This is a genomic window from Paenibacillus amylolyticus, assembly GCF_051136285.1.
GTDB lineage: Bacteria > Bacillota > Bacilli > Paenibacillales > Paenibacillaceae > Paenibacillus > Paenibacillus amylolyticus_F.
In genome coordinates, this window is sequence record NZ_CP194938.1 from 1,832,593 (window position 1) to 1,852,975 (window position 20,383).

Genomic DNA, 20,383 nt, shown 5'->3' on the forward strand with positions numbered 1-20,383 from the left:
TCATCACCTACCTTTTGCTTTTTTGCAGACGTCTTTGTTTTCGATCCTTAATTTTATTCATTTCCTCGTCGATTGCTTTTTTACCATCGGCAGTCGCCTTCGGCTCATTCCGTTTAAGCAAATGCTCAGCAAGAGAAACCACCGAAGAATACCTGAAGAGCTCGACGATCGTAAGGCTAATATTAAATTGCTTTCGGATATTCAGACATAACTGAATAACGTCAAGCGAAGAAGCGCCCATATCAAAGAAAGTAGCATTTTCCTTAATGTCGTCAAATCCGAAATAGTCCTTGACGATTGCCCCCAAGGAATCCTCAATTTCTCTTAGAGACATATTATGCAGGGCCAATGCTTTCGCGGAGGCAGACTCATTTCCACTAAAATGCTTCTTATAAACCCATTTGCTTAGCCTTCCTGATAATGGCACAGATGAAACGGCAACCTGGGGAATATTTCGCAACGCCAGTACCCGCTCCATCGCTTCGATCCCCTCTTCTACACTCATAAAATAATTGGTGACGGATGCGTTGTTATAATCAAACCGAGTTTCTTTATTCTCGATATCCCAGCCTTCCCAGTTGACACTGATCCATCGCGTCCTCGAATTACTTTTGGATCCAGCAAAATAATCCAAGTAAATATTGGCCGAGCTGTAAGCTGCAAAACCCAGGCCACCGACCACCGAGGAAATTGAAGACATCAATAAGCAGAAATCCGGATTACGGGTTTCTATAAGCTCTGCGAGCACCTGCACGCCCTCTACTTTCGAATGAAACTGCATCTTCACATCATCCTTCGTAAGCTCATGCAGGGAACGGAATAGAGATGAGTCACTGGAAGCAGGTGCGAATATGACACCGTTCAGAGAGCTGTAGGTTTCATCAATCATTTCAAAGACTTTTTCCATTTCTTCGCGATTATGAACTCCAGCGGCAACGTACGTACATTCGCTTCCGAGCGACTGGAGCTTATTCAATCTCGCTGCTCTGTGAGCAATACCCGCATCCCATGAGCTGCTGCCTGAATCAGAATGGATAGCCGTTCTTCCAGTGATGATAAGCTTTGCTTTATAGTTCTTCAGGAGATACTGGCAAAGATGGAACCCGACTCCTCCAAGACCGCCTACCACAAGATAAACGCCGCCTTCTTTAATCGCCCCATTCCGCTTAACGGATTCTTCAAGTTTGATCGGACGATAATCCAGTTCCCAGCGGATGTTGTTTCTATAAGCCGTCATTGGATTCTCGGAATAATGCCGGAGTTCCTGTTCGATATAGGGATAGGATGCACCGTTAGTGAGATCCTTCTCATCCAGCTCCAGACATTGAAAAGATAGATTACTAATTTCTTGGGCGGCAACCATCGAGGCGCCGATCATTAACGATTTCTCAGGTACTCTTACTTCTCCGCCTGAAATACGGTGAAGACTGGCGGTTAGACTAATCAGCTTTATATGATTGTTAAGATTGCATTCCTGAACCGCATCAGCAAGGTACACAACATTCAGAAAATAGTTCTCTATGATATCCTCTGCTACCGGTTGCCCGCAGGTTTTAATGGATGAAAGCCCCAAACCGTTTACGATATACTGAATTACGTAACCCTTGCGACTTATATCTGTCAGCAATTCCTTATATTGCGAACGACTTCCGAGATTAAGCTGATACGAATTTCCCTTCACAAGGGCAAAGGAATTCCCCGGAAATGCAGCAATAACCTCATACCCCGATATATTCATATAATCAATTAGCCCTTGAGAGAATTCACTTTCGTCACATAGAATCAGTACACTGGAACCCATCTTCTCTTGCGGAGATTCCAGTATTAAGCTCTGCCTCCAGGCTGGTACATAGAACCAGTCGGGTAAAGGTTTCCGGCTATCATCGTTTTCTACAGGAGCATAGACCGCCTCAGGCGTTTTGTTCTCCAGCCAATAAGACTCTTTCTTGAAACTATAGGTAGGTAAAGAAACCCTTGAGGCATGTTCAAGTGAGCCAAAGTACTCCCAGTCAATCGCATATCCAACCGACCATAAAAAACCGGGAATATTGTTCAATGGATCCTTTTCCGTTTCAAGAGAGTTTATGCATGTCACTTCCTCATGCGCTAAGGAAACTCGGGAAAAATTCAAAATTCCCGTCCAGCCCTTCTTATTCTGGTCTGCCCACTCGACAAATGCTTCGATCGTAGCCTCCCCTCTCGCCTGCAACTGGAAGGATGCATATGTCTCGCCGATTTCCCGAGTGTACCAGTCTCGGATTGTGTGAGACCAATACGGGATAACTGGATTCCCCCAGGCTCCCGAGTCTTTCAGCCCTCTACCTTCATCCTTCATCATCTCTAGGACATTTTCGAAGCTCAATACCCCGGCCAGACATAAAGCGATTAACTCGTTATTTCCGCAGCCTACTACCCCGGCAGGTTTAACCCCAAGAGAGATTAGCATTCGTGCATAAGAATAGAGGAAGATGGAATTAATGATTTCATTATATTGTTCATTAGCGGTTACGCCTGCATGGGTGATTAGGGCTGTAAAATATTCGCTGAGTCCAGGCATGGAAGCTCTATCCCCGATAAGGATATTTTGTTCCAGTTCCTTTTTCAGCAAAGGCTCGCTGCAATAATAATCTATATTTTGCTGGAATACGCTATCGCAATCGTCACCAAACACGAAATAAATCGTACGATCTCCATGACTTCCATCAACATAAGAAACCTGCTGCGTCTTTTGCAGCAATTCCGTTCCCTCAGACAGATTAGAACAGCATACATATTTGCGATAATTGAAATGTTTTCTTCCAACTTGCAACGTATAAGCGATGTCGCCCAGAAAAAGCCCATCGTTTGCCTTAAAAAATTGAATATATTTCTCTGACAGTTCTTGCAACGATTGTTCCGTCATGGCGGAGACCAGAATAAGGTGGCGGGACCGCTGTGACGGATTCGGCTCATAAGGCGGTGCTTCTTCCAGAATGACATGAGCATTTGTCCCGCCTTGCCCGATAGAGTTAACAGAAGCCCTTAGAGGGTGACCTGTATCTGGAAATTCCTCGATTTCACTCGCTACATAGAATGGCCCGTCAATTAAATCGATCTCTAGATTAGGTACATTGAAATGCAATGACGGTGCAATGGTTTTGTTCTTTAACATAAGAACGGTTTTTACAAGACCCGCAATGCCGGAAGTGCAATCCAGATGGCCAATATTCGTTTTGATTGAGCCTACAGCGCAGAAACCCTTCTCTTCTGTATTAAAGGCCTGACTGGCCGCTTCAATTTCAATTAAATCGCCCAGTTTGGTAGCTGCTCCATGGGTTTCCATATAGCTGATCGAAGTCCCCGGTACTTCGCTTACCCTTAGCGCCTCCCTGATAACCTCTGCTATGCCTTCCACACTGGGAGCATTGTACCCAACTTTTCTGGCACCGTCATTATTGATGGCAGTACCTTTAATTACCGCATAAATATGATCATGATCAGCAAGAGCATCCTCTAACCGCTTGAGGACGACAACGGCCGAGCCTTTACCGGGAATGAAACCATCGGCGTTATTATCAAAGGATTTACACAGTCCGTCTTCCGATAGTATCATTCCATCTTCATATAGATAGCCGCTCTTATCGGGCAGAGGGACGGTAGTGACACTTCCGGCTAATGCCATGGAACACTCACCGCGCAATATCGATTGCGCTGCCGTATGGACTGCAACAAGAGACGTAGAGCATGCGGTATATATGGATACAGCTGGACCTGTTAAACCAAGCTTATAGGCAACCAACTGGCTCATATAATCCTTATTGCTGTAGAGTTCAGAAGTAAATAAACCGAGCTTTTCGGCCATTTCAGAGTACATGGTGCTCTTCTCCCAATACAAGTTTGGAGAAGCTCCGGCAAATATCCCAATAGGTTTATGATATTTCCCGGGATCATAGCCTGCATCTTCGAGCGCTTCCCAGGCAACCTCATGAAAGATTCTTATCTGGGGGTCCATGACCATAGCTTCATTGGGTTTATATCCAAAGAAATCAGGATCGAACAGATCGATCCCCTCCATAACTCCCTGAGATTTAACATAGTTCGGATGTGCTTGCAGCTTTCGATTCACATTTGCTTTATCAAGCTCCTCCTGGGAAAGAACAGAGATTGAATTAACTCCGGTGGCCAAGCTATCCCATATCTCATAAATATTAGAACCTGCGGGAAGACGACCAGCCATCCCTATCACAGCAATGTCTGGTGAAGCCCCTGCTTTAAACTGCAATCGTTCACCTGTGGTAGCGCTTCCGGCGTCTCCTGAAATCAGTTGTGCCTGTCGTCGTATTGTCGTGTACTGAAATAAATCTCCGATTTTAATATTTTTACCAAAAGTACGATTGATCCGATTATTCAGTTGGATAAGGATGATTGAATTACCGCCCACATCAAAGAAATTATCCTCTAACCCGATGCTCTCCTGCCCTAGGATCTCTTTCCATATAAGCTGAAGTTCTTTCTCTAAACGATCGTTAACGAATTTGTCAAGTGTCTCTTCCGGCTGCATTGCGTCCAAACTCATTAACTTTTTATAATCGACCTTGCCATTTAAGGTAAAGGGGATCTTTTCGATTTGCTTAATTTCCGCTGGGACCATAAAGTCCGGTAAATAGCGAATCAACTCCTCCCTCACATGTACAGGGCTCAAGCTACCGGCGGCTTTATAGAAGGCAAGAATTCGCTTTCTGCTGTCATCATACTCGTTAACAATGGCGATGGCGTCCACCACGCCCCTAATACGACGAAGGGTCGCTTCTACCTCTTCAAGCTCAATCCGATATCCCCGGATACTGACCTGATTGTCCATTCGACCCATGAAATCAATATTACCGCCTGGAAGCCATCTCGCACGGTCACCAGTTTTATAGAGAGTTTGACCGGGTATAACCGCTGTCGTAAACTTCTCAGCTGTAGGCCTCGGTAGGTTCACATAACCTTTGGCCACTCCAAGCCCGGCAATACATAACTCACCGGGAACCCCTATCGGTGCAAGCCTTGCTTCGGTATCCACAATATAGATTTGGGCATTGTCTATCGGCTTCCCAATCGGAATTCTAATACTCGCAGCGTCCATCTCTGCGCAATTATAATAAGCGGCGCATACGGTGGCTTCCGTCGGACCATAACTATTGTATACCGTACAGTTTTGCTTCAAACGATCTATATATTCTGTCTTGAGCACATCGCCGCCGCTAATAAACAATCTGACATCCTTCAATAATTCCAGCTTGTTTAATTCATTCAGCAGCAGCGGTGAGCAAGAAACAATCGATACTTTACGATCCCGGATAAACTGGTGAACTTCATGGATATCAAAGATTTTATCATGACCTAGTATGGAAATTTCTCCACCATTAACCAGGGCAGGAAATATTTCCTCGACACTTGCATCGAAGGCCAAAGAAGCCTGCTGAAGAACAACATCTTGTGTATGAACAGCAAACTCCCTAGAAAAAGATTGGACATAGGACGCTACATTCTTATGGCTCACCATAACACCTTTCGGATTTCCTGAGGTTCCGGAGGTGTAAATAATATAACAAGTGTCATCCATATTGATATCGACTTCAACAGGTTTATTATGATCCAAGTCAATGGAATGACCAATATCGGTTAAATCAATGATTGTTCCATCGTAAACCTGCTTTATCTTTTTCGTTTCCGGTCCTCCTGTTATGACACAGGAAGCTCGGCAGTCGTTCAGTATGTACCGTACTCTCTCTTCCGGCGAGAATATGTCGATAGGAACATAACCAAGTCCTGCTTTTTGAACTCCTAACATTGCGGCAACAGCCTTGATGGAATTGGGCAGGAATATGAGTACGGTGCTCCCAGGCACAATTCCTTTGGCGCTTAATGACCGTGCAATCGAATCACTCATCGCATTCAGGGTCATATAATCGATTTGCCCATCGGCAGTACGAATCGCTATTTTTGAGGGATGAGTATGCGCTGCCTTTTCGAACTGCTTGAACAAAGGGATGGATGCGTCTGAAGAAAGCTCCAATTTATTGAACTCTTCAAGGATTATTCTCTTCTCCGGGGAGCTAATCAGACTCAGTTCATCGCAAGTTCCATTAAGGTTTGCTGCAACCTCCTCCAGCATATGTAGGAAGTCTCTACCCATTCTTTGAATAATAACAGGATCGACTGCGGTCTGGTCATAGGAAAGGGAGATTTCCATCGCATCAAACAATTCAAGCCCTATCGTTAAGGGATAATTGGATTGCTCTGAGGATGCAAAGGACTTCAACTGCAATTCGTTGTTGCTCAACTTTTTCATATCAGCAGGATAATTCTCAATGACAATAATAGAATTGAATAATTCCCCGCTCGTATTGCTGTATTTCTTAATATCGACTAAAGGGGTGGTGCATACTTCCCGCTGTTCACCGAGAGTCTGTGTAATCTCTTCAATGACATCAAGTATTTTTTTATTGTTTGACAGATCTATCCTTAATGGCAACGTATTAATAAATAAGCCAATCGTATCCTCGAAGGAGTTTCCTTCGATCCCCCTTGAAGAAAGCGTATAACCGATGGTAACTTCCCTGACGTTCTGGTATGCCTTCAGCATAGCTCCATACACAAAATAAAAGAAGGATGAAACGAGAACATTCCTTTCTCTTAAAAAACCTTCAATCTGTTTTTGCAGCTTACTATCCACGATAAACTTTTCTTCCAAATAAATAGATGTTTTCTTGTCACGAGGGGTGATGAACCAGCTTAATTCGCTGTCCCCCCTCTTTAAGTAATTGGACCAATAGGCTTCTTCTTTTTTCTTATCCATTTTGGCCAGTACCTTCACGTAATCTCGGTAAGTGCCCCTGCTCATTGGACTTTTAAAGCTTTCAGGCGTCGAACCGTATAGTCTGAAAAAATCCTTTAAAAGGATATATGTACTCCATCCATCATACAAAATATGGTGATGTGTGATGAGCATATAATGTCTATGCTCATCAACCGTACACAGAGTTACCCGGAACGGGACCTCGTCCAATGAAAAGATTTCGTTTCTATCGCGGTCCAGTATCTCGGCATACTCCTGCTCTCGATAGGACGGCGATACCGTAGATAGATCGAAAAACCGGATGGGGAGCAGATGATTCTTCAGATTGACTTGGATCGGATTGTTCAAACCCTCCCATCGGAAAAGTGTTCTCAGCATTTCATGCTTTTCAACAAGCTTATTCCAAACTCTGTTGAAAGTGACCGGATCGAGACTGCCTTCCAGCTCAAGAACCAATTGTGCATGGTACAGTTGAGAGGCAGGCTCCATCAAATAATGAAAAAGCAGCCCCTCCTGAACGGGAGTGAGCCGCAATATATTGTCCACATTATTCTTATTTAGGTTTCTCATTTATACCTACCTCTTATCAAAATAGTAATTTATACTAGTTGACTATATTTCTCGTTCCTCATACTCAAACGGTTCTTCACATGAGTAAATATCATGGTAAAAACCAATGTACGGAATGTCATCCTCCAGGCATTTTATGCAATAAGAAAGCTCCTCATCGCACTCCAGTTCCTCGCCATTGTCCCTCATATTTTCAAATTCATCTACAATTTGTTCCATTAAGGTTACTTGAATGAATAAAGGTAACTTTTCCAACATTGAATCACTAATCATAGTCTCGGATTTATATCCTTCAAGAGCCGTATTGAAGAAATCCTCCATAAATATTTTGCGTTTCCCGGCGTCTGGTTCAAATTGTATCCAGCCCATTCCGCTTCTCCAAAGATCTGCTAGGTCATACATATACCAGCCGAAACATGAATTATCAAAATCATATACGGTTATTTGCCCGGTATCAAAATCAATTACATAATTTCCATCATTGTAATCAAAATGAATCATACCGAACGAATCGCGGCCCCGATCTAGTCCTTCTAAGGTATTAAAGAGCTCCTTCAGCTTCTGTTTCAGCATTGATAAAGAATCAGGTATCAGATGGTCGATATATTTGAAATTGTATTTATCAAAAAAACTATTCCTCCGATGAACCGGGGTATATTCCTTTGATAATTGGTGTATTTTTCCAATAGCTTTACCACAGTTATAATAGTATTCGGTAATGGGTACTCCTTCCCGATACTGATAATGATTATCCGCCAGCTTTTTCCCCTTGGCCTTTTCAAATACACATACCATGAAAGTGTGATGTTTATGAGTTATCGCTTCCAACAATTCTCCGTTCTTGGAACGGACAGCATTTGAGACACTGCCTCCATGCTCAAATAAATATTGAACATATTCAACCTCGGCCAGCAACTCTTCCTTAGTTCTTTCTTTGAGATAAGCGACTCTGAATATTTTAGCAACAGCCCCCCCTTTCTCACAGTTATAAATGACATTGCGGCCCCCTTCATGCGTATCTACTAGCGTAATCTCATAGCCCTCCAACTCATACAATTCTGTTACTTGTGGAAGCAAATAAGTATTACTGATCGAAACTACCTCGCTATATTTCATAATATCTCCTTCTTCCTATTTGATTTAATAAAAATGTAGGCTAAAGAATAGCTGGATTCCTGCCTGCAATGCGTTATATCAATCGTTCCTCATACTCGAAGGGTTCTTCTGACGAGTATATGTCATCTAAGAATCCCATAAAAGGGATATCGTCTTCCATGCACTTTATTCGATAGGATAGTGCCTCATCACATATTGGCTTATCGCCGTTGTTCCGCATTACCTCGAAAGCGTCCACAATGTTTTCCATAAGGGTCACTTGGATGTATAAGGGCAAGTGATCCAGCATCGAATCATCGATCATGGTCTCGGATCTGTACCCCGCTAGAACTGTTTCGAAATATTCATCCATGAATTTTTTTCGTTTACCCGCATCAGGTTCAAATTGTATCCAACCCACTCCATGTGTCCAGAGCCCTGCTAGGTCAAACATATACCAGCAATAACAGGAGTTGTCGAAGTCATATACGGTAATTTGTCCAGTCTCAAAATCGATCGAATAGTTTCCATCGCTGTAATCGAAATGAACTAGCCCGAAAGACTCGTGGTTTCTTTCTAGTCCTTCTAAGGTTTTTAACAGCTTAAACAGTTTCTCTTTCAGCAAAGATAACGAATCGGGTATCAGTTTGTCGATAAAGCCGGCATTGTATTTATCAAAAAAACTATACCGTCGATGGACAGGCACATACCCTTTTGAGATCTGATGCAGCTTCCCCAGAACTTTTCCGCAATTATAATAATATTCGGTGAGGGGTACTCCTTCCCGGTATCGATAATTATTTTCTACAAGCATTTTTCCCTTGGCTTTTTTAAATAGGTTGATGTAAAAAGTCCGATTATTATGAGTGATCTCTTCCAGCAACCTTCCCTTCCGGGAGCTGATTACATCCGCTACACTTCCACCATGTTCGTATAAATACCTGACAAATTCAACTTCGGCTATAAAGTCTTCCCGGTTTCTGTCATTTAAGAAGGCGATTCGAATTATCTTAGCTTCAGCACCTTCTTTTTCACAAGTATAAATGACATTACGCCCTCCTTCATGTGGCGCTACTGGGTTAATTTCATATCCTTCAAGCCCATACAACTCAGATACGATTTGAAGTAAAAACTCACTACTAATAGTTGCAGCTTCGCTGTAGTTCATAATCTCCCCGCCTCACTTTCAAGGTCACTTGAGCATAAAATAAATCATAATGTTATAACCAACCGTTCTCCCCAATAACGATCCCTTCATCCTTGCAGTTAAGTACAATTTTAATCAAAGGAAGGATGCCAAAGTGATAGTTATGAATTTCTATGACTCTAGAGGATATCGCTGTAACAACTTTCCTTCAGTAATTTGATTCAACCTTTTCTCAAATAATGGTCTGGGTATTTTCTTCGTTTCCATCACAGAAATAGCCATATTTATCGCTTGAATGACTTGATTTTCCGAAGGAGTATCATTCTCCTTTAGGATACTGTCATAAATCCCCTCAATTTCTTTATAAGGCCGAACTGCACCAATATGGTACTCCTCAAAGTTGGAGTTATAATTTCTTGTAGTCGTTGCCACCTTCAAGCATCTTTCTATGACCTTTACATATTCATCATTCTTTAGGAACAGCATATCTTTCAGTTCATCACACTGACTGAATTTATTAAAGGAATGAGGGGTCAGCAGCTTAGTGTTTTTTCGAATTAAAAACTTTAATACATCCTTCGGGCCCATCTCAATCACATATTTGATATTATGATTAACAAGATAAGCAATAGACTCCTGCCATCTGACAGGGTATATAAGCTGATTGGATAAATTATCTATAACCGACTGATCTCCCGTATAAGGTAGTGTACTGTAATTGGAAAGCACCTCGTATTTAGAAGGGTGATAACGGTACTCCTGTAAGACAGCTTTCATCTCATTTCTCGCTCTTAACATGAGAGGAGAATGAAAGGGGCCCGACATCTTCAAGGGATATACAATAGCACCTTTGTTTTCCAATAGTTTCGTCAAATTTTTGATGGCATCGTTCTTACCCGAAACTGAGCATTGAGTGGGAGAATCATATGCTGAAACATACAGTTCACCTCCATTCTCTGAATACGCTTTGCATGCTTCCTCTACAGCTTTATTATCAATATTTATGACCCAAATCATCGTTCCATCGCAAGAGGGGATGGTTTCTTTGATAATCCTTCCTCTTTGCTTCACAATTTGTAGAGCATCTGAGAATTCAATTACGCCACTTGCACACAATGCAGAGTATTCACCCAAGCTATGCCCCAAACAGATTGACGGCTTTAATCCGATTTCCTTCAGGTACACCCTGTATATTGCGATGCTCGCAGTCACCAATGCTAGCTGGGAAACGTCTATTTCATTCAATCTATCGGCAGACTCCTCACGGAAACATATTTCTGCCATATTCATATTTAATCGATCACTGGCTTCTTCGAAGGTTTCTCTAGCTATCGGCGAGTTATCGTAAAAACTCTTGGCCATATTCGTATGTTGAGAACCAACGCCCGGGAAAACCAGAGCAATTTGAGGTTCGATCCTGTGCATATTGCTCCTCTATTCCATATTATTTTCTGCTTTATAGCTAAAAGCATCTCAAGGAAATCGTTTACAATAATGCGAGTGCATTGCGGTCAACCTTCCCATTCATCGTGATCGGGAAGCTTTCCATAATTACGTATTCATTAGGTAACATATAATCGGGAAGCACTACCTTCGAAAACTCTTTCAATTTTTGAATCGTCAAATTTGGATCTGTGGTTCGTATATACGCTTTCAATACTGGATTAATACGATCTGCATCCACTAAAATCACCATACATTGACTAACCGACTCATGCTCACAGATCTTTGATTCTATTTCTCCAAGTTCTATCCGAATTCCCCTAATTTTCACCTGATTGTCCATTCTGCCCAAGTATTCTATATTCCCATCAGGCAGAAGACATGCATAGTCCCCTGTTCTGTAGATCCTTTCTCCTCTACACACCGGACTGTTAACAAACTTGTCTTCCGTCAGCTCAGGTTGATTAAGATACCCCTTAGCAAGTCCGACACCAGCAATACAGAGCTCACCTTTTTCCCCTGGAGGACAAAGACCCGATTCTCCCAAAATGTATAATGCTGTATTCTGTATTGGCTTTCCGATAGGCACCTTAACGATATCTCCGTTAGTAGGACATTCGTAGTAGGTAACATCCACCGTCGCTTCGGTAGGTCCATACAGATTTGTTAATCTTGTTCCGGTCTTTTGTCCCCATTGTGTATTGAATTTCTTAACATGAGCGGGCGTAAGCGACTCCCCGCTGCAGAAAATGTGCCTCAGTGACATTAGCTTTTTACTATAATCTTCGTTGCTTATATAATTCAGGAAAGAATCCAGCATGGAAGGCACAAAATGCATTATGGTTATTTTGCTTCGCTCTGCCTCTTCAATTATTCCCTGTGGAAATTTCTCAAATCCTGGCTTCAGCATACTTACAGTAGCACCCGTTATTGCCCACCAAAACAGTTCCCATACCGATACGTCAAATACAAACGGAGTTTTTTGTAAAATGGTGTCACCAGGGGCAACAGGGTACTTGTTTTGCATCCAGTTCAATCTGTTGACAACCGAACGCTGTTCAACCATTACTCCTTTAGGATTACCCGTCGAACCTGAAGTATAAATGACATACATTAAATCATCAGGCTTAACGTTAGTTACATTGCTGTATTCCGGAAGAGCATACAGGGATTCGTCATCCATATTTATATAAGTTTTATGAAATCTGCTTGTTTTGTACATCGTCTTGTTCTGCCCTATTAAGCCGCTTGGATTACTGTCCGAAACGATGTACTCTATCCTCTTGTCTGGATAGTCTGGCGAAATGGGCATATAGACTGCTCCGTACTTCAAAACACCATAAATAGCTACGATCATTTCCAACGATCGCTCTGTTATTATGCCGATTATTTCGTTTTTCTGAATTCCGCTTTGGCGAAGGGCATATGCTACTTGCCCTGCCTTTCTGTTCAACTCTCTGAATGTAAGACACTCTTCACCAAAAACAACTGCTACGGCATCGGGAGTTTTTTCAACCTGTGTCTCAAATAGCTGAATAACCGTCTTATCTTCTGGATATGGCGCTCTTGAATCATTGAGCATCCTGTACATCAATTCAATCTCGCTTGTTTCACAATGGTTCATCGTCTCATACACTCCAAAAAACTATAAAATTAAACATTAGCGTATTTTCTGCCTGAACTGCTGTGTTTCCTCACAATGCTGTTTCCTAGTATCATCTCGATGATCTGATTACTTCCCTCAATAATTTCCAACGTTTTACTGTCCCTGTAGTATCTAGCCACAGGGTGAGTCTCATTACAGCCCATGGCGCCATGAATCTGGACAGCATTGTCCGAATGCTTGCGCGCTGCCTTCGTAGCAAAGTATTTAGCCATAATCACCTTCTCTGCGGAGTTAGGAAGATGAACCTCCTTTGCATAACATGAGTGTACACATAGATAACTTGCGGCTTCATAATCCACACCCATCTGGGTCATCATTTCCTTAATTGTACTTTGGACAATCAACTTCTCTCCAAAGGCTTTCCTTTTAAGAACGTGTCTGCTGCAGTATTCAAGACACCCCCGCAGGATTCCTAAAGCCGTGAAAGCAACACTTACACGTCCGTAATCCAGAGCATATGGAGCTATATGCGAGAATGCAAATCCCGGTTTTCCTAATATATTTTCCTTACTTACAATGCAATTATTGAATTCCAGAGTGGCTAATTCACCGGCTTTAAAGCCAATCATATTATGAATTGGACTCACATTTAATCCAGGTGTATTCCTTTCCACCAATACTGCGGTAGCTTTTTCTTTTTCTCCGTTTAATTTGCCAAAAACAATGAATACATCAGCTAGCCCACCAAAGGTTATCCACCTTTTAGTTCCGTTTATAATGATCTTGTCATCGTCCTCTGTAAATGTAGTCCCAATTCCCTTAATATCACTGCCTGCTTCAGGCTCTGTTAATGCAAGAGCTCCTATTCTTTTGCCGCAGGTCATAGATGGAAGCCATTTTTGAACCTGCGCTTCAGTCCCCCATTTTTGGATCGACTTCATCACCATAGTATGGACATTGAATAGACCGCTTAATGAGGTACTTTCTTTGGCAACAGCTTCAATAAACAAACCAAATGTCAAGTGGTCCCAACCTAATCCACCCAGCTCTTTTGGCAGGATTCCACCTAAATAACCTGCTTCTCTGCATTTATCGATAATTTCCCTTGGAATAGCCTCGTCTACTTCCCATTGGCTTGCAAATGGCTGTATATTCGATTCGACAAATTTGGCAAACTCCAAATGTTTTTCTCTGTGCTCCGTAGAAAGCAAATCCATCATATCAATTCGCACCTGCTTTCTTATTGCATACGAAATCAGCAATTCGATGAATAGATTTGTAATTATTCATATCTAAATCATCCGTAGTAATTTTTATATCAAAATTCCTCTCAAGAAATGTCATCAATTCTATGGCAAATAGAGAACTAATCAATCCCTCTTCAAAAATATCCAGGTCGTAATCAATACGATCTATGTTTACATTACTCAGGACATATTGATTCACTTTCTCAGCAACTGCATGATATTCCATCATAACTTAACCTCCTAATTATTCTTTGATTAATATTGATAAAAGCCTTTGCCCGTTTTTCTTCCAAGCAAGTTAGCATCAACCATCTTCCTCAACAAAGGGCAGCAGCGAAACTTGGGGTCTTGATAGCTCTCGTACAAAATATCCAGCGAGTTGGCGACTGTATCCAGTCCAATCAAATCTGCAGTTTCCAAAGGCCCCATTTTATGCCCATAACATTTTTTGAAAATCTCATCTACCTCAGCGGGTTTTGCCACTCCGTCTTGCACTACAAAAGCAGCCTCATTCATAAACAAGTGGGAAATTCGATTAGTAACAAATCCCGGATAGTCATTCACAAGAACAACATCCTTATTCAATTGTCCAAGTAATGCCTTTACGTTGTCTATACACTCTTCTGATGTGTGATACCCTCGGATTACTTCTACACAATTTTTCAGATAGGAAGGATTCATAAAATGTATACCTATCACTTTGTCCGGACGGTCGGTTACACTCGCCACCTTTGTGACGGAGATACACGAGGTATTAACGGCAAAATTGACCTCTGATTTGCACACTTTGGACAATTCCCGATAGACGGTTTCCTTCATGTCCCATTTCTCCGGTATATTCTCTATGATGAACTCCGCATCACTGATCTCCTCAATATTGGTTGTAAATTTAATCCTACTGATTGCATCCTCTGCATTCAATTTAGGAAGTGAAGCGTTCGCAAGAGGTGCAAAGCGGATAATTCGGATGATTTCTGCTTTTGCCCTCTCAAGCACATCATTAGAAATGTCAACTAGTATACAGCTCATGCCATGAAAGAGTAAGTCAGCAGCTATGCCTCTCCCCATAGTCCCTGCACCGACAATACCGATCTTCTTATATTCCATGTTATCTCACCTTCTGTAATATTTAGGAATCGGAAAAGAGCCCGGACGATTGTCCGAACTCTTCTCGTTAATTTTTCACAATCCATTGATGATTCAAAAATCCCTTACGCTTCTGAGTTAATGCTGATTGGCAGATCCAGCTTCTTTTTCAAGAAGCCAAATATGTTATTTATAGACGAAAAATTGGACATCTCCATCTCGTCGCCCTCAACAGTGATACTAAACTCAATTTCGATATAATTTAATAATTTCATTGCAAAAAGTGAATTTACGAAACCCATCGTGAAGATGTCGTCATCATCTGTAAAGCTTATCTCCTCATCATACCTGATTAAATTATCCTCAATAAACGTTCTAATTCTTTTTTTAATATCCATGAACGACATCCTTTCTTGTTAAAGTTAAGCCCAAACTACGATTTAGTCTCGACCTTTACATATGGCGGAAATTTTTGAATACTCGACAAATCATTGCTAAGCACCGTAATCCCATCCGCGCCTGTAGAAACTTCTTTAAAATTCGCAAACTTATAAGTGACGTACATCATTTTGTTTTTATCCGTCTTTTTAAAATCGGCAAGCAGGATTTTATTATTCGACTTTGCCATCTGCATAATATAGGATAATAAGATTGTTCCTACACCTCTTGACATTACCCTGCAAGACATGAGAAGCAGGTTAAGATGATAGCAGGATTCCTTAATTTCTACTAAAGCTAAACCGATCTTTCCATATGAACCATAGTAATCGACAAGCTCGCACACGAACAAGATATGTTGATCCGAGGTTCTGAACCAGTTGAGTTCGTCGTAGCTGTACGTATAACCGGTCGTATTCAGCTGGTTAGTCCTTTCAGTCAATTCAATCGCTCTGGTTAAGTCTTCCTCTTGTGCTTGAGAGATGATTAATGTCATATTTAGAGAAGCAAGAAATGCCTCGGGCGTACCAATGAATTTTTCCTCTTCCTCCCTTCTCTGCTGGTCTTGGACGTACATAAGACGCCGTCTTTGAGCATCTTCAGTCACATATTTATGCTTTAAACGGCTGTTATTGAGCAAGGAGTCATATTCCAATACATCCATACAGGTAATATCCGGATACGCAAATTTCACTTCATCTCTTTCAAATGCCTGATCATCAATAAATAATAAAGAGTCAATTCCGATGTTTAAGCTTTTTTGTATCTTTGATATGGATTCGGACTTGGGATTCCAATTGATCTCAGGATATAAGAAAAATTCAGAAAGCCCAAATTCTTCTAATTTTCGCATAGCATGATTGAAGTTATTTTTGCTTGCGATCGAATGCAGGATTCCTCGATTATCTAGTTGTTTAATAATACCTACAATACCAGGCTTCAATGTAACTTCCTCGTCCTCGAGCAGCACTCCATCCCATATCGTATGGTCCAAATCCCAGATAATACACTTTATTTCATTACTCACAAGAAATCACCTCGGGTGTTAATACATCATTTATAATTTTAGTTACATCCTCGATCTGCTCATTAATGAAGAAATGTCCTCCATCAAACTCGTGAATTCTGCATTTACCAGAAGTACAACTTTTCCACATTTCCAAATCGTTTGGTTCAATCCCCTTATCCTGGTTGCCGTTTAATATGGAGATGTCAAACTCATATTTTGAGTCTCTTTGTGGTGAGCAATATGTTTCTACTATCCTATAATCGGATCTTATAATCGGAACAAAAGTATCAATAAATTCTTCGTTTTCCAGCAGTACCTTTGGCGTCCCTCCCATTTCTAATAGCTCCTCTATAAATGCCTCTAATGGTGCATCATGAAAGCTAGGATCGTCCTTTTTTATAAAAGGAGGATATCGTCCCGAAAAAAATGCATGTTCGGGATCATGCAAACCTTCCCCCTTCAATCTATGAATCAACTCATACGCGATGATACTCCCCATACTATGTCCAAAAATGGCATAGTCCGAGTTTTGGATCAGCGGTTTAACGATATGATAAACATCATCTACCGCAGCATTCATATCTTCATATCCTGGTTCCAGAAATCTTCTTCCCCGCCCCGCAAGCTCCACGGCATTAAGTTCAACAGAATCATTTAAATATTTGCTCCAATTTCTATAAGCATGCTTACTGCCGCCTGCATACGGTATGCATATCAATTTAATATTCCCCATTGGATACGCCTCTCAAATCTTTATTTGATTTCATATGAATAGCCATTAAACACTGATTCACTCTACCATCCTGCCCATTTCCATCTTAATAACCTTATCCGCTATAGAATAATACCGATCGTCATGTGTGATTGCAATGATGCACTTTCCTTTTTGTCTTAATTCCGGAAGCAAATGTTCATAAAAATAGCTTCTAAACTCGGGATCCTGATCCGCTGCCCACTCGTCAAAGATATATATATTTCTATCTTCCAGATAACTGACCATAAGCGCCAGTCTTTTCCTTTGTCCGCTTGATAGCTTAGTGGTACTGAATACTCCGTTCTTAATACTAAGCTTATCTTCAAATCGTAGTTTTTTAAGCAGCTCTGTAATCCGCTCTGCCTTAACCGTATAATCAATTCCATATAATTTCTCAAACAGGAAATAATCACTCATGACTGTCGAGAAACTCTGACTCAATACTTCACTTGTCACTTTATGGTTGTTTACTGTTATTTCACCTTTATCAGGCTGATAAAGCCCTGTAATAAGTTTAGCAAGTGTTGACTTTCCGCTCCCGTTGCCTCCAGTTATAAATGTAATTTCCCCTGGCTGGAACGTACAACTGACAGGACCTACTTGAAACTCCTCACCTTCGCCATTCTTGTAAAGATACTCTACATTATGTAATTCTAATTTGGTTAATTCACTAAGATTTCCCCCTTCAATAAGAGTCTCCTCCATTTTAGACTTTTCTGTGGAATCGATTTCTTCAATAAGTGAAATTAATCGTTGATAGCTTATTTTGGTGCGAATGATCTCTGGAATTGATTCGAGAACGCCATGAACCGGCCCCGTCATATAAAGAAAGACAAATATATAATTCCGTAAAGTACCCGTCTCGATATCGTTGAAAACAATCGGGAATACGAAGGCGACAACACCGATTACAAAAGTAAAGAGCAGTTCTCCGACAACAAAACCATTCGCAAATCCTAATTCGCCCTTAATGCGCTTGTCTCTATATTGCTCGCAGCTTGCTTGCATCTCCTCTCGAAATTCGCTTTGTCGTTTGGTATTCATTTTTAATTCTTTAAAGCCGCCTAGTAAGCTGCTAATAAAGCTGAAAAATACATTTTGAATGTTCCTTGTCTCTTCCCATAGTTTGTTCGCACGGGTGCCTACCAAAAAATAAAATCCTGTCGCAACAATGATTACTCCAAGTGAAATTAGCATGCCGTAAAAATTAATAATTCCTAAGTAGACAAAACAACAAATAAGCGTGACTAGGCTTGTTGCCGCAGTAATAACGATATTGGCAAAATGGCTTATCGTCTCCGTATCATTATTTAATCCGGCATGTATTTTCCCATTTTCTAATTTCTCGATTTTCTCATAAGAGGATTTAAGTATCTTATTGATTAGCTGTATTCGCTTCGTATACACTAGTTCATTGGTCAGCTTTAAAAGTCTAATTCGAACAATCCGCTGACCGAACACATAAAACACAATTCCCATAAAAAAGAATAATAATAATCCTGTTTGAAAGCTTTGCGTCCTATTTAATGCTTCATTAACGATAAAAATAATAATTGCGTTTCCAAAGCCACTAATTACGCTCAGAACCGAGATGATAAAAATCGATTTTTCTTTTTTTTTGGGAAAAATCACCGTACAAAAATAGTATATACAAAAAACCACGATTGTAGAGAATATCGAAATGACCCCAATAATTAAGCTCTGTGGAGCCCAAACTTCAATAAAACTCCATGGGAGTCCCCAGTATAGAATATCAGGTATTCTATACATACAATATCCGATACCTATAATAAAAATTGAAAGTATTACAAAACTAGAAACTGCTTTCTTAGAATCGCCAATATATACACGTTTTCTCTGAATAACTTGAACTATTAACAGCAAAAGCAATATCATCGTAATTATGATGATTGGAAAAGTTATGATAACAATAGTAAAAGAAGCGTTATCAATTGAAAGGTTTGTGTCGGCATTAATACCCTTCGGCGGCACCCCCAGAATAATGTTATCGATCCCGTTAGCTATCGCATTCGTGTATTCGGAGTTAGAGTTCGTGAGAATGCCGATCCCGTATTGAAATTGTGGCCTAAACGTTACTTCAGATGAGTAGTTAGGATTGCTCCCGTCGTGGGCTATTTTTCCTCCACCGCTTTGATAAACTGACCACCCGCTCGCATACGATGAGCCATCGTTACTTGGATCTACAGTACGATCAGGCAAATGAGAGATTTCTATTAAGTCCTTGTCAAATGTTATCGGTACTTCCGTACCAAGCTGAATTTTAATCCATTTTGCCAAATCTTCCGCATTCGTAATAATATATCCTGCGGGAGTATTGCCTCTGTATGTGGGCGCAGCGTATTCGAACTGCTTTAGAAATTTTACTTTATAGCCATCCGCTAAATCATACTTAGCTGCCTCGTCTCTTGATAAATAGGTATTATTAATCCCTAGTGCTTCTATGACATGTTTCTTCATATAGTCTTCATAAGGCATCTGCGATACATTTTTTATAACAAGACCAAGGATGTCATAATTTATAGTTGCATATAGATATTTCTCTCCAGGATAAAATTCAAGCTTTTTGCCTACCTGTGTTCTGACAGTCTTTTCTAGGGCATCATCGCTTTCGTCAATTGGAATATCTCCAATGGAGTTAAATGGAATACCGCTTGTATGGTGCAATAACTGCCTTAATGTAATATCTACATATCCGTCAATCGTTTCTCCTCTATGATTGCCTACATATTTCATTTGGAACCAAGGGATATACATGTTCACTGGATCATCCAGATGAATTAGACCATCTTTTTCGAGTTTGCGTATCCCTAGGGCAGTAAACGCTTTGCTTACCGACCCAAGCTCAAACAATGTCTTTGAATTAACTGCTCTCTTTTCTTTTAAGTTTGAGTATCCAAATCCTTTACTATAAAGCGTTTTATTTCCCTCGACTATTACAACCGAGGCACCTGGAATTTTTCCATCTTTCATGTTCTCCTTGATCCACGACTCAATTTGTTCAATTTTCTTCTCTGTCAAGAGAGAATTTCCAGAGCTTTGGGCAGCTCTATCGTTCGTATCTGCTAACGCAGTGACGGGCAACACGCCAAGAAATATGATTGTTAACAGAAGGGTAAGACAAATTTTCCTCATTATATACCTCGC

The 20,383-nt window shown here is 40.9% G+C and carries 12 protein-coding genes; all 12 read right to left on the minus strand.

Features of this window, described 5'->3' with window-relative positions; genetic code table 11:
- Positions 1–7 precede the first annotated feature (7 nt).
- The 12 genes from ACR8BL_RS07900 to ACR8BL_RS07955 all read right to left on the minus strand — a co-directional run bounded on the left by ACR8BL_RS07900 (position 8) and on the right by ACR8BL_RS07955 (position 20,371).
- Entirely contained in the window at positions 8–7,393 is a 7,386-nt protein-coding gene (locus ACR8BL_RS07900; protein WP_434752096.1) for an amino acid adenylation domain-containing protein, read from the minus strand.
- Between the two features lie 42 nt (positions 7,394–7,435).
- Positions 7,436–8,509, minus strand: coding sequence for a phosphotransferase enzyme family protein (locus ACR8BL_RS07905; RefSeq protein WP_434752097.1), 1,074 nt, complete (start codon positions 8,507–8,509; stop codon positions 7,436–7,438).
- A 73-nt stretch (positions 8,510–8,582) separates the two neighbouring features.
- The gene (locus ACR8BL_RS07910) at positions 8,583–9,656 is read right to left on the minus strand and encodes a phosphotransferase enzyme family protein (RefSeq protein ID WP_434752098.1); all 1,074 of its coding nucleotides are present in this window, start codon (positions 9,654–9,656) and stop codon (positions 8,583–8,585) included.
- Positions 9,657–9,806: 150 nt separating this feature from the next.
- Complete coding sequence (locus ACR8BL_RS07915) at positions 9,807–11,060, minus strand: ACP S-malonyltransferase (protein WP_434752099.1); 1,254 nt, start codon at positions 11,058–11,060, stop codon at positions 9,807–9,809.
- Between the two features lie 61 nt (positions 11,061–11,121).
- Positions 11,122–12,714, minus strand: coding sequence for a non-ribosomal peptide synthetase (locus ACR8BL_RS07920; RefSeq protein ID WP_434752100.1), 1,593 nt, complete (start codon positions 12,712–12,714; stop codon positions 11,122–11,124).
- Between the two features lie 17 nt (positions 12,715–12,731).
- Positions 12,732–13,904 (minus strand): acyl-CoA dehydrogenase family protein, encoded by a 1,173-nt coding sequence (locus ACR8BL_RS07925; protein ID WP_434752101.1) that lies wholly within the window; start codon positions 13,902–13,904, stop codon positions 12,732–12,734.
- Position 13,905: 1 nt separating this feature from the next.
- Positions 13,906–14,160: an acyl carrier protein gene (locus ACR8BL_RS07930; protein WP_434752102.1), complete on the minus strand. Its 255-nt coding sequence runs from the start codon at positions 14,158–14,160 to the stop codon at positions 13,906–13,908.
- A 26-nt stretch (positions 14,161–14,186) separates the two neighbouring features.
- Entirely contained in the window at positions 14,187–15,038 is an 852-nt protein-coding gene (locus ACR8BL_RS07935) for a 3-hydroxyacyl-CoA dehydrogenase family protein (protein WP_434752103.1), read from the minus strand.
- A 104-nt stretch (positions 15,039–15,142) separates the two neighbouring features.
- Entirely contained in the window at positions 15,143–15,415 is a 273-nt protein-coding gene (locus ACR8BL_RS07940; RefSeq protein ID WP_434752104.1) for a phosphopantetheine-binding protein, read from the minus strand.
- Between the two features lie 35 nt (positions 15,416–15,450).
- Positions 15,451–16,482, minus strand: coding sequence for an HAD-IIIC family phosphatase (locus tag ACR8BL_RS07945; RefSeq protein WP_434752105.1), 1,032 nt, complete (start codon positions 16,480–16,482; stop codon positions 15,451–15,453).
- Positions 16,475–17,197, minus strand: coding sequence for a thioesterase II family protein (locus ACR8BL_RS07950; RefSeq protein ID WP_434752106.1), 723 nt, complete (start codon positions 17,195–17,197; stop codon positions 16,475–16,477). Before ACR8BL_RS07950 ends, ACR8BL_RS07945 begins: the two co-directional genes overlap by 8 nt.
- A gap of 57 nt (positions 17,198–17,254) precedes the next feature.
- Entirely contained in the window at positions 17,255–20,371 is a 3,117-nt protein-coding gene (locus tag ACR8BL_RS07955) for a cyclic peptide export ABC transporter (protein ID WP_434752107.1), read from the minus strand.
- Positions 20,372–20,383 lie beyond the last annotated feature (12 nt).